The sequence below is a fragment of the Pseudomonas sp. GM_Psu_1 genome, from assembly GCF_026544185.1.
In the GTDB taxonomy this organism is placed as follows: domain Bacteria; phylum Pseudomonadota; class Gammaproteobacteria; order Pseudomonadales; family Pseudomonadaceae; genus Chryseomonas; species Chryseomonas oryzihabitans.
In genome coordinates, this window is the sequence record NZ_JALNUX010000011.1 from 1 (window position 1) to 12166 (window position 12166).

A 12166-nucleotide genomic window follows, 5' to 3' on the forward strand; every position below is an offset into this window, starting at 1 on the left:
GTTTGAGCTGTTGTACTGGCTTATTATCGTGGTTTGCTGATGGTTGCTGTTTCGCCCACCCGGGCGAGTCACTTTTTTCAAACGCCAAAAAAGTAACCAAAAACGCTTGTCCCCACGTTTCGGCCCTTCGCTGCGCTCCGGGTCCCCGCGCTCCGGCGCCGCTCCGGGGGCACGGCACGAAGGGGCCTCCTGCCCCTCGCGCCTTGCTCGGCGTCCTGCCTCGCATTCCCCTGCGCAACGCCTGCACTCGGCCTCACTGACGGGGACGGGACGCAAGCCTGATACTTGGGTGTTCATAGGTTGTAGCGTGGAAAACCGCGCAGCGTTTTCCACTGAGGGAGTAACGCTTAACGCGTGGACAAGGCTGCGCCGTTGTCCACCCTACCGGTTTGCACCCAAAGCATCAGGCACGTGAATCGCCCCGTTCAGGAGGGCGAACGCCAGTGTCGTGGAGTGGGTCGAGCCGCATGGATGCGGCGAGAGGCCTAACGGGCCATGGACGGCCCGTGTAGGCCGACCCCGGAGCGGCGCTGGCGTGAGCGGACCCGGAGCGCAGCGGAGGGCCGGATGTCCGGGGCAAGCGTTTTTGGTTACTTTTGTCCGGGGCGCGCAGCCGCGATTGGCAAAAGTGACTCGCCCGGGTGGGCGAAATCAAAACCGTCAACGCACTCGATAAGCAGCCAAGGCACCGACAAAGCCAAGCCTGTAGCACCGTAGCGTTGGGCTTCGCTTGCGCTCAACCCAACCTACCGCCAACCCCTTGTCCAATGAAAAAGGCGCCCTGAGGCGCCTTCTTCAAACCAAACCAACCGCGAGTCAGACCTTGACGATCCAACCCTCCGGCGCCGGCTTGTCGCCGGTCTGGATGCCAGTCAGTTCTTCGTACAGCTTGCGCGTCACCGGGCCGACTTCGGTCAGGCTGTGGAAGACGTGCAGCTTCTCGCCGTACTGGATGCCGCCGATGGGGGTGATGACCGCCGCGGTGCCGCAGGCGCCGGCTTCGACGAACTGGTCGAGCTGGTCGATATGGACGTCGCCCTCGACCACTTCCAGGTTCAGCCGCTCGCGCGCCAGGTCCATCAGCGACATGCGGGTCACGCCCGGCAGCACCGACTCGGAGCGCGGGGTGACGAACTTGCCGTCGCCGGTGATGGCGAAGAAGTTGGCCGAGCCGACTTCCTCGATCTTGCGATGGGTCAGGGGGTCCAGGTAGATGCAGTCGGCGAAGCCTTCGGCCTTGGCCTGGGCGCCGGGCATCAGGCTGGCGGCGTAGTTGCCGCCGACCTTGGCGGCGCCGGTGCCCTGGGGTGCGGCGCGGTCGTAGCTGGAGATGACGAAGTTGTGCGGGGTCATGCCGCCCTTGAAGTAGGCGCCGACCGGGATGCCGAACACCACGAAGTGGAATTCGGGAGCGGTGCGTACGCCGATGTTGTCACCCACGCCGATGACGAAGGGGCGCAGGTAGAAGGCGCCACCGGTGCCATACGGCGGGATCCAGGCCTCGTTGGCCTTGACCACCTGCTGGCAGGCGTCGACGAACATCTCGGTGGGGACCGGCGGCATCAGCAGGCGGGCGCAGCTCTTGTGCATGCGCGCGGCGTTGCGGTCGGGGCGGAACAGGTTGATGGAGCCGTCCTGGCAGCGATAGGCCTTGAGGCCTTCGAAGCACTGCTGGCCGTAGTGGATGGCCGTGGAGCCTTCGCTGATGTGCAGCTGGTTGTCGCGAGTCAGCTCGCCGGGTCCCCAGCTGCCGTTGCGATAGGTGGCGATATAGCGGAAGTCGGTCTTGATGTAGTCGAAACCGAGGGTCTTCCAATCGATGTCCGCAGCGCTCATAGATCCTCGCAGTGCTCTCCGGCGGCTTGGCCGGTCGTTTCGTGGTCGGGCCGTACGCCTCGCCGGCGACGGTTCAAGGGGTTGGACGAGACGGGCTCGTCGCTAGACTGTGAAAGATACCGCTTATCCGGACCGGCGGGGGCACCTTTCAGCCAATCGGGTCTCCAAAGTCTGAAGCTGGCCCTTTGCCGCCTCGGCCTGCTGCCTCAGGCTAGACGCCGGGGTCATCACCAGGAGCTCGTTTTGAAAACAATGATGGCGTTGCTGGGTGCCTTGACCCTGCCAACGCTCACGGCGCAGGCCGCCGGTATCTTCACCGATGGATTCGACACGGCGCTCAATCGCCGGGTCATCGAATGGCGGGGCGCGCCTTCGCCGGAAGGTATCGTCTTCAGCGTCATCGCCAGCCAGTTCAAGACCAGTGCGGGCAATGCCACCACCGATTTTCGCACCCAGCTGTCCACCTTTGGCGACAAGGTGCGCTTCCATGGCTGCAGCGCCAGTCGCTGGGAGATGAACAACCAGATCTATCTGCCGCTCAAGGGCCAGTACCGCATGGCCGGGCTGGACGAGCGCTATGGCGAATACTTCGTCGCCCAGCCCACCCGCCAGGACCTGGAGTGGGTGGCCATGAACACTCGCGTTCACTATCGCCTCTGCCGCCTGCGCGAGACCCTGTCCGCCGAGGACCTGCAGGGCCTGCGCTGGGTGTTGCAGGCGGCGGAGGCCGACTAGCCCGGCTAGTCGAAGCGGGTGATGACGGTCACCCCGGTGCCTTCGAACCTGTCCATGTGCATCAGCGCCGCGCCGGATTCGGCCAGGCTGATCTCGCGGCCGATCAGTTTCTCCGGCGCCAGGGTGCCCTGGCGCAGCATGGCCATCAGCACGTCGTAGCGATGGGCCTGCATGCCGTGGCTGCCGAGGATCTCCAGTTCCCGGGCGATCACCAGATTCATCGGCAGCGCCGGGGTCGCCTGGTCACCCAGCAGCAGTCCGACCTGGACGTGCCTGCCGCGCTTGCGCAGGCAGGCGATGGAATTGCAGCAGGTGGTGGGATGGCCGAGGGCGTCGAGGGAGAGGTGCGCACCACCCCCGGTCAGTTCCTGCACCGCTTCGGGCACGCTGGCCACCTGGGTGGCATCGATCGTCGCCACCGCGCCAAGCCGACGCGCCAGGGCCAGCTTGTCGGCGGTGATGTCGATGGCCACCACCTGGGCGCCCAGGGCGCGGGCGATCATGATCGCCGAGAGGCCGACGCCACCGCAGCCGTGCACCGCCACCCACTGGCCGGCGCTGACCCGGCCCTGATCGACCACCGCGCGAAAGGCCGTCACGAAACGGCAGCCCAGGCTGGCCGCGGTGGCGAAGTCCAGTTGCTCGGGCAGGGCGACCAGATTGAGATCGGCCTGGTGGATGCCGACGTACTGGGCAAAGGATCCCCAGTGAGTGAAGCCGGGCTGGAACTGGTGATCGCAGACCTGCTGGTGGCCGGCATGGCACTGCGGACAGGCGCCGCAGCCACCGACGAAGGGCACCGTCACCCGGTCGCCGACGCGCCAGAGGGTCACGTCCCTGCCCACCGCCTCGACCACCCCGGCCAGTTCGTGGCCCGGCACATGGGGCAATTCGATGTCGCTGTCATGGCCGACCCAGCCGTGCCAGTCACTGCGGCAGACGCCAGTGGCCATGACCCTGAGCACCACACCATGGGCTTCGGGAGTGGGGTCCGGCACCGTGCACAGGTGGGGTGGCGCGGAAAAGGCTTCGTAGACGACGGCTTTCATGGCGGGGCCTCGGGCGGGATGACGACTCCAGTATGGCAAGTCGCGCAGCGTTAGCCTGTCTGCCAGCCGGTACCTTGCCGCTCGGCTAGCCCGCCAGCGCCTGCAGACCCTGCCAGGTGGCCGGTGCCTCCCCGGCCAGCGCCTGCACCAGGGCGGCCTTGAGTCGGCAATCGGGCAGGGCGCGATGGGTTTCCTGCACCACGACGCCCTGCTGGCGGGCGGCCATGGCCAGGGACTTGCGGCGCCAGCCGTCCTGGCTGCGGCTGTCCAGACTCGGCTCCTGCCAGAAGTGCGCATAGAGCTGCATCAGGCAGTGCAGGCGGGTGCCATCCACCAGTTGCACCGGCGGCGTCTCGCGCTCCAGTTCCGGCGGCAGGGCCTGGCCGTGGAGGCGGGCATTGTGCGCCAGCAGGCGATAGTCGAAGGCCATGCCATAGGCCAGCACGGTGCGGCCCCGCAGCAGCGGCCAGAGGGTGGCGAACACCTCGGGAAAGCGCGGCGCCTGGGCCAGGTGGGCGTCGGTCAGACCATGGATCAGGGTCGCCTCGCGCGGTACGGCGATGCCTGGGCGGACCAGGGTATCGAGCAGCACCCGGCCACTGAGGGTCATGACCGCCACCTCGATCAGCTGGGCATCCTCGCCCAGGCCGGTCGCCTCGGTATCCAGCACCAGGACGTCCTGTTCCAGCCAGCGAAACGCCTGCTCGCGCACGCGCGCTTGCTGGGCGTTGTAGCGGGGTGCGGCAGCGGTGGGAAACGACGACGACAACGGATTCATGACACGGCCTGACAACTGAAAGCTAGGGTGCGCCCAGGCGCCGAACAGTCGGCTCTACGACGGGTGTGGGCATTCGATGCAAGATCATCGCCACAGGACACAGGCCATTCGGCGGGGGCGACGAGCGGACCACCGGGCGCGCCGAGGTCGCCTGTATCGGCTGGCCTTGCGAGAATGGGTCTTTCATCCATGTCGAGGAGCGCCACCGCTTTGGCCGCCGTCCAGGGTTTCTTGCTGACACGCCTCTGGCGCGAGACTTCCACCGGGATGGAGCTGGTGTTCTGGTTCGCCACCGACAGCGGTCCGCACCAGCTGCGGGTGCCGGGGCAACAGGCGGTGGCATTTGCCCCGGCCGCACGACGGGCGGACATCGAGCGCCTGCTGCCGGCCGGGGTGGAGATCCGCGAGCTGGCGCTGCAGGACTTCCAGCGGCGCCCCGTCCTGGGGCTCTATGCGCCGCGCTATCGCACCCTGCGCGAACTGGAGCAGCGCCTCCCCGCCGCCGGCATCGACGTCTACGAGACGGATATCGCCCCGGCGGATCGCTTTCTCATGGAGCGCTTCATCACCGCGCCGGTGACGCTGCCCACCGCCGACGGCGCGCCCCTGCGGCCGGATCCCGACTACCGCCCCACGCTGCGCACCCTGTCGCTGGACATCGAGACCAGCGAGCGCGGCGAGCTCTACAGCATCGGCCTGCACGGCTGCGGCCAGCGCCAGGTGTACATGCTCGGCCCGCCGACCGGGGAAGACGCCGCGGTGGACTTCGACCTGGAATACGTTGCCGACCGCGCCACCCTGCTCGAACGCCTCAACGCCTGGATGGCGCGTCATGATCCCGACGTCATCATCGGCTGGAGCGTGCTGCAATTCGACATCCGCGTGCTCCACGAGCACGCGCGCAAACTGGGCGTGACCCTGCACCTGGGCCGCGGCGCCGTCGAGGACGATCGCTACGAACCCGGCGGCCAGGGCCGGCCCTTCCACGCCCTGCTGGCCGGGCGGCCGATCATCGATGGGGTGGAGGCGCTCAAGTCGGCGACCTGGGTGTTTCCCTCCTACAGCCTGGAGAACGTCAGCCGCACCCTGCTGGGCGAGGGCAAGGCCATCGACAATCCCCACGACCGCATGGCCTCGATCAATCGCATGTTCGCCGGCGAGAAGAGCGCCCTGGCGCGCTACAACCTGGTGGATTGCGAACTGGTCACGCGCATCTTCGAGAAGACCGGCCTGCTGCGCTTCCTGCTGGAGCGGGCCAGCGTCACCGGCTTGCCGCTGGAGCGGCATGGCGCCTCCATCGCCGCCTTCTACCACCTCTATCTGCCGCTGATGCACCGCCAGGGTTTCGTCGCGCCCAATCTCGGCGCCCAGCCGCCCGAGGCCAGCCCTGGCGGCTTCGTCATGGATTCCCGGCCCGGGCTCTACGACTCGGTGCTGGTGCTGGATTACAAGAGTCTCTATCCCTCGCTGATCCGCACCTTTCTCATCGATCCGGTGGGCCTGGTGGAGGGCCTGGCGCTGCCCGAGGCGGAGACGGTACCGGGCTTTCGCGGCGCGCGCTTCCATCGCACCCGGCACTGCCTGCCGGAGATGGTGGCGCGGGTCTGGGAGGGGCGCGATGCGGCCAAGCGCGCCGGCAATGCGCCCCTCGCCCAGGCGCTGAAGATCATCATGAACAGCTTCTATGGCGTGCTGGGCACCCCGCACTGCCGCTTCTTCGATCACCGCCTGGCCTCATCCATCACCCTGCGCGGTCATGCGGTGATGCACCAGACCCGCGAGCTGATCGAGGCGCATGGCCATCGGGTGATCTATGGCGACACCGATTCCACCTTCGTCTGGCTCGGCCGCGCTCACGAAGAGGCCGAGGCCGAGCGCATCGGTCGCGACCTGGTGGCAGCGGTCAACGCCTACTGGCGCGCGCAGCTGCAGACCGAGCTGGGGCTGGAAAGCCACCTGGAGCTGCAATACGAGACCCATTTTTCCCGCTTTCTCATGCCCACCATCCGCGGCGCGGAGGAGGGCAGCAAGAAGAGATACGCCGGGTTGCGACCCGGGACGGACGGTCAGCCGGAACTGGTGTTCAAGGGCCTGGAGACGGTGCGCAGCGACTGGTCGCCGCTGGCCCAGCGCTTCCAGCGCGAGCTCTACCTGCGCATCTTCACCGGCGAGCCCCATGAGGACTATGTGCGCGACTTCGTCGCCCGCACCCGCGCCGGCGACCTTGACGACCTGCTGGTCTATCGCAAGCGCCTGCGCCGGCCGCTAGAGGAATACCAGAGCAACCTCTCGCCGCAGGTCCGCGCGGCGCGCCTGCTGGAGGCGGAAGGCGCCCGCCTGGGCCGCCGCAGCCGCTTTCGCCGCGGCGGCTGGATCAGCTACCTGATCACCACCGCCGGCGCCGAACCGGTCGAGTTTCCCCATGCGCCGCCGGACTACGACCACTATGTGCAGCGCCAGCTGGCCCCGGTGGCCGACGCCATCCTGCCCTTCGCCGGGGACCGCTTCGACCGGCTGTTGGATCAGCAGATGGGGTTGTTCTAGGGGGCTGGAGTGATGTTGCCGCGTAGGGCGGATAACGGCGCAACTCATCCACGCGTAGTTTCCGGTGTGGCCACTCGCGTAGCCTGGAACACCCTCCCTCACCCCAGCCCTCTTTCGCAGGCGGGAGAGGGGGCGGATCGGCGTGGGTGGTGGGTCCTGCGTAGGGTGGATGACGGCGCAGCCTCATCCACGCGTAGTTTCCGGCGGGGCCAATCGCGTAGCTTGGAGCACTCTCACCCCAGCCCTCTCCCGCAGGCGGGAGAGGGGGCGAATCAGCGTGGATGGTGAGTTCGGCGTAGGGCGGATAACGGCGCAGCCTTATCCACGCGGGCATCCAGGCGGGACCACTCGCGCTGCCTGGAGCACCCTCACCCCAGCCCTCTCCCGCAGGCGGGAGAGGGGGCGGATCGGCATGGGTGGTGGGTCCTGCGTAGGGTGGATGACGGCGCAGCCTCATCCACGCGTAGTTTCCGGTGTGGCCACTCACGTAGCCAGGAACACCCTCACCCCAGCCCTCTCCCGCAGGCGGGAGAGGGGGCGGATCGGCGTGGGGGGTGAGTTCGGCGTAGGGCGGATAACGGCGCAGCCTTATCCACGCGTGCTTCCTGACGTGGCCACTCGCGCCGCCTGAAGCACCCTCACCCCCGCCCTCTCCCGCAGGCGGGAGAGGGGGCGAATCGGCGTGGGGGGTGGGTCCTGTGTAGGGTGGATGACGGCGCAGCCTCATCCACGCGTAGTTTCCGGTGTAGCCATTGGCCGACCGTGGGACACCCTCACCCCAGCCCTTTCCCGCGTTTCGCTCGCACTTGCCCGACGCTCGTCAGTCCCATTCAGGCGGTACACCCCGATCCACGCCTTCTTGCGGCAGGATGAGGGCCGCCCCTTTGGCGTGCGCTCGTTATACTCGGCCGGCGGCAGGCCTTTTCCGGGCGAAAGGGAGGAGGGCCTGGCTGGATCGGTGCAGGTGCGGCGATCACGATTTCTTGCGGATTTTCTGACGGCGGATAGATGAGCAAACAGGCAGATGTGGCCAAACCCAACAGTTCCAAGCACCTGACCCCCAGTGATCTGCCGTTTCCGGTGGTGGGAATCGGGGCTTCCGCCGGGGGGATCCAGGCCCTGCTGCGCTTCTTCGAAGCCCTGCCGGCCGACTGCGGCATGGCCTTCGTGGTGGTGATGCACCTGTCGCGGGAACACCAGAGCAACCTTGACCAGATCCTGCAGCGCGCTACCCGCCTGCCGGTGCATCAGGTCACCCAGCCGGTGCCCATCCAGGCCGAGCAGGTCTATGTGATTCCGCCAGGCCATGACCTGACCATGAACGATGGCTATCTGCGCCTGAGTCCAGCGGAACGCCCCCAGGGCGATCATGTGGCGGTGGATCTGTTCTTTCGCACCCTGGCCGATGTGCACCGGACCCATGCCGTGGCCATCGTCCTCTCGGGCAACGGCGCCGATGGTGCCGTGGGCCTGGGGCGGATCAAGGAGCAGGGCGGGGTGACCCTGGCCCAGGCGCCGGAAGATGCCGAATTCGATTCCATGCCCAGCAGCGCCATCGCCGCGGGCGCCGTGGATTTCATCCTGCCCGTGGTGGAGATGCCGCAGAAGCTGCTGGAACTGGCCACCACCATCAGCAGCCTGAGCCAGAGCGAATTGCGCCAGCTGGACTATGAGTCCCGGGTGCCCGGTCCGTCCAGCAAGGCCATGCAGCTGGCGCTACGCGACATCCTCACCCTGCTGCGCACCCGCACCGGACACAATTTCAAGCAGTACAAGACCGCCACGGTGCTGCGCCGGGTGGAGCGGCGCATGCAGGTCAACGCCATCGCCGACATGCCGGCCTATGCCGGCTTTCTCCATGAGCATCCGGAAGAGACGCCGGCGCTGCTCAAGGACATGCTCATCGGCGTAACCAACTTCTTTCGCGATCGCGAGGCCTTCGAGGCCCTGGAACGCGATGTCATTCCGGAGTTGTTCGAGCACCTGCCGGTCAACGAAGACGACCAGGAATTGCGCGTCTGGAGCGCCGCCTGTTCCAGTGGCGAGGAAGCCTATTCGCTGGCCATGCTGCTGACCGAACAGGCCGAGTTGCGCCAGTCCGGCGCCCGGCTGCAGGTGTTCGCCACCGATCTCGACGAGCATGCCCTGGCGGTGGCCCGGCATGGCGTCTATCCGGGCTCCATCGTCACCGACGTCGCCCCCGCGCGCCTGCGCCAGCACCTGCTCAAGGAGCAGAATCAGTACCGGGTGAAAAAGGAGCTGCGCGAGAAGGTGCTGTTCGCCCAGCACAACCTGCTCAGCGATCCGCCGTTTTCCCGCCTGGATCTCATCAGCTGCCGCAACCTGCTGATCTATCTGGATCGCGAGGTGCAGGCCGAGATCCTGCACACCTTCCATTTCGCCCTCAAGCCGGGTGGCTATCTGTTCCTCGGCAGCTCCGAGTCGGCCGACGTGCAGAGCAGTCTGTTCGCCACGGTGGACAAGAAGAACCGCATCTACCGCGCCAAGCACACCACCAGCGTGGTGCGGCCCACGCCGCTGCTCAATCTCAATCCGGGCATGCACAGCGTGCGCCTGCCGCCGCACCAGGTCGGCCGGCGCAAGAAGGTCTCCTTCGCCGAGGTGCATCAGCGGGTACTGGAGCAGTACGCGCCGCCGAGCATCATCGTCGACCGCGAATCCAATATCGTGCACATGTCCGAGCGGGCCGGGCGCTTCCTGCGCTACGTCGGCGGCGAGCCCAGCTACAGCCTGCCAGCGCTGGTGCTGGAGGAACTGCGCCTGGAGCTGCGTACGGCGCTGTTCCAGGCGTTGCAGAGCAACAAGAGCGTCGAGGCGCGTCGCGTGCATATCCAGCGCGACGACCGCAGCTACTACATCAACATGGTGGTGCGCCCCTTCCGCGACAGCGACACCAGTACCGACTACATGCTGGTGCTCTTCGACGAAGTCGAAGACGTCATGAGCACCGACGCCGGCGGCGATCACACCGAGGCCAAGGACAGCGTGCTCACCCAGCTGGAGGCCGAGCTGCAGCGCACCAAGGAACAGCTGCAGCTGACCATCGAGCAGTCCGAGACCTCTACCGAGGAGCTCAAGGCGTCCAACGAGGAGCTGCAGGCGATCAACGAGGAGTTGCGGTCGGCCACCGAGGAACTGGAGACCAGCAAGGAAGAACTGCAATCGATCAACGAGGAACTGATCACCGTCAACTACGAGCTCAAGTCCAAGATCGAGGAAACCGGCAAGATCAACGACGATCTGCAGAACCTCATCACCTCCACCGACATCGCCACGGTGTTCGTCGATCGCGGCATGCGCATCAAGAGATTCACTCCGCGCGCGGTGAGCATCTTCAACATGATCGTCAGCGATACCGGGCGTTCGCTGCTCGACATCACCCATCGGCTGGACTACCCCGAGCTGGCCGCCGACGCCAACCAGGTCTTCGAATCGCTCCGGCTGATCGAGCGCGAGGTGCGCAGCCAGGACGAGCGCTGGTATTTGGCGCGACTGCTGCCCTATCGCACCGCCGAGGATCGCATCGAGGGCGCGGTGCTGACCTTCATCGACATCACCGACCGGCGCCTGGCGCAGGATCGCGCCCGCGCCGGCGAAGAAAACATGCGCCTGGTGGCGCAGAACATCCAGGACTACGCCATCGTCACCCTGGATGCCGCCGGCATCATCAACAGCTGGAACGGCGGGGCCACCCGGCTGTTCGGCTACAGCGAGCGCGAGGCCCTGGGCCAGCCAATGGGCCTGATCTTCACCCCGGAAGACGTCGCCGCCCAGGTACCGGACGCCGAGATGCGCCAGGCCCGGGAAGCGGGCGTCGCCCACGACGAACGCTGGCTGAGACGCAAGGACGGCAGCCGGCTGTACTGCACCGGGGTGCTCAGCCGTATGAGCAACGCCTCTGGCGGTGAGGGCTACGCCAAGATCGCCCGGGATGCCACCGCCGATCACGTACGCGCCAGTGAAACGGCCAACCACCTGGCCCAGAGTCAGGCGCTGGGCAAGCTCAAGGACGAGTTCTTCGCGGTGATGTCCCATGAACTCAAGCACCCGCTCAATCTCATCCAGCTCAACAGCGAGCTGCTGACCCGTTCGCCGGTGCTGCGCGAGGTACCCCTGGCGCGCCGTGCTACCGAAGCCATCCAGCGCGCGGTGCGCAGCCAGGCACAGATCATCGATGACCTGCTCGACCTGTCGCGCATCCGTACCGGCAAGCTCAAGCTGGAGCGCCGGAGTCTGGACCTGGCCCAGCAGCTGCGCGAGATCGCCGACGTGATTCGTCCGCTGGCAGGCGAGGTGCAGGTGAGTTGCACCCGGCTGCCGGAGACGCCGCTGCATGTCCAGGCGGATGCCACCCGCATTGGCCAGATCGTCTGGAATCTGCTCAACAACGCCATCAAGTTCACCCCGGCCGGCGGCCATGTGGAGATCAGCCTGGGGGTGGACGGCGACGAGGCGCGGCTGGACGTCACCGATACCGGGCAGGGCATAGCAGCGGATTTCCTGCCGCGGGTGTTCGACATGTTCGGCCAGGCGGAAATGAAATACACCGCTCGCGCCCAGCATGGCCTGGGCATCGGCCTGGCGCTGGTCAAGCAGCTGGTGGAGGCCCATGGCGGGCGCATCGAAGCCCATTCCGAGGGCCTTGGCCTGGGCGCGCGCTTCAGCGTCTGGCTGCCGCTGTGCCAGGACGACGAACGCCAGCTGGACGAGGCGCAGGCGGAAGGCCAGTCCGTTGTCGGGCTGCGGGTGCTGCTGGTGGACGATTCCCCCGATATCGTCGAGACCCTGCAACTGCTGCTCGAAGAGGAGGGCATCCTGGTCACCGCCGCGACCGACTCCCAGAGCGGCCTGGCGCTGGCCCAGGCGCAGGATTTCGACGTCATCCTCTCCGACATCGGCATGCCGGAGATGGACGGCCACGAATTCCTGCGCCAGATACGGGCGGGCGATCGCAATGTCGGCACGCCGGCGGTGGCGCTGTCCGGCTACGGCACCCGGCTGGACATCGACAAGGCGCGGGCGGCGGGTTTCGCCCGGCATCTGAACAAGCCGGTCAGTTTCGAGGCGCTGATCGCCATCCTGCAGGAGCTGCAGGCGTCCGGTTGAGGGCGCGCGGACGGTAGCTTAGTCAGACGATTCGCGGCACACTCGGGAGCCATCGGGGCGCCCGCCCAACCGGGCCGGCGGCCCCGTTTCCCGCCAG

Annotated in this window: 6 protein-coding genes; 3 read left to right on the forward strand and 3 right to left on the reverse strand. The window is 66.9% G+C overall.

Going from position 1 to position 12166, the window contains the following annotated elements; genetic code table 11:
* Positions 1 to 816 precede the first annotated feature (816 nt).
* Positions 817 to 1836: a branched-chain amino acid aminotransferase gene (locus OXS31_RS17625; protein WP_144948034.1), complete on the reverse strand. Its 1020-nt coding sequence runs from the start codon at positions 1834 to 1836 to the stop codon at positions 817 to 819.
* Positions 1837 to 2079: 243 nt separating this feature from the next.
* Here OXS31_RS17625 and OXS31_RS17630 point away from each other — a divergent pair, with 243 nt between their 5' ends.
* Entirely contained in the window at positions 2080 to 2571 is a 492-nt protein-coding gene (locus OXS31_RS17630; protein ID WP_169742435.1) for a hypothetical protein, read from the forward strand.
* A 5-nt stretch (positions 2572 to 2576) separates the two neighbouring features.
* On the opposite strand, the gene OXS31_RS17635 is transcribed toward OXS31_RS17630, so the two are convergent.
* Both OXS31_RS17635 and OXS31_RS17640 read right to left on the reverse strand, forming a co-directional pair.
* The gene (locus OXS31_RS17635; protein WP_267400997.1) at positions 2577 to 3620 is read right to left on the reverse strand and encodes a zinc-dependent alcohol dehydrogenase family protein; all 1044 of its coding nucleotides are present in this window, start codon (positions 3618 to 3620) and stop codon (positions 2577 to 2579) included.
* An 85-nt stretch (positions 3621 to 3705) separates the two neighbouring features.
* Positions 3706 to 4398, reverse strand: coding sequence for a 3'-5' exonuclease (locus OXS31_RS17640; RefSeq protein WP_077171514.1), 693 nt, complete (start codon positions 4396 to 4398; stop codon positions 3706 to 3708).
* 210 nt (positions 4399 to 4608) lie between these two features.
* Between OXS31_RS17640 and OXS31_RS17645 the strand changes: the two genes are divergently transcribed.
* Entirely contained in the window at positions 4609 to 6942 is a 2334-nt protein-coding gene (locus OXS31_RS17645; protein WP_267400998.1) for a DNA polymerase II, read from the forward strand.
* A 1008-nt stretch (positions 6943 to 7950) separates the two neighbouring features.
* Entirely contained in the window at positions 7951 to 12069 is a 4119-nt protein-coding gene (locus OXS31_RS17650; protein WP_267401000.1) for a CheR family methyltransferase, read from the forward strand.
* The last annotated feature ends 97 nt before the right edge of the window (positions 12070 to 12166 follow it).

Coding starts and splice junctions, on each gene's coding strand:
- OXS31_RS17650 (WP_267401000.1), top strand. CDS start 7,951: ATGAGCAAACAGGCAGATGTGGCCAAACCCAACAGTTCCAAGCACCTG.
- OXS31_RS17625 (WP_144948034.1), bottom strand. CDS start 1,836: ATGAGCGCTGCGGACATCGATTGGAAGACCCTCGGTTTCGACTACATC.
- OXS31_RS17640 (WP_077171514.1), bottom strand. CDS start 4,398: ATGAATCCGTTGTCGTCGTCGTTTCCCACCGCTGCCGCACCCCGCTAC.
- OXS31_RS17635 (WP_267400997.1), bottom strand. CDS start 3,620: ATGAAAGCCGTCGTCTACGAAGCCTTTTCCGCGCCACCCCACCTGTGC.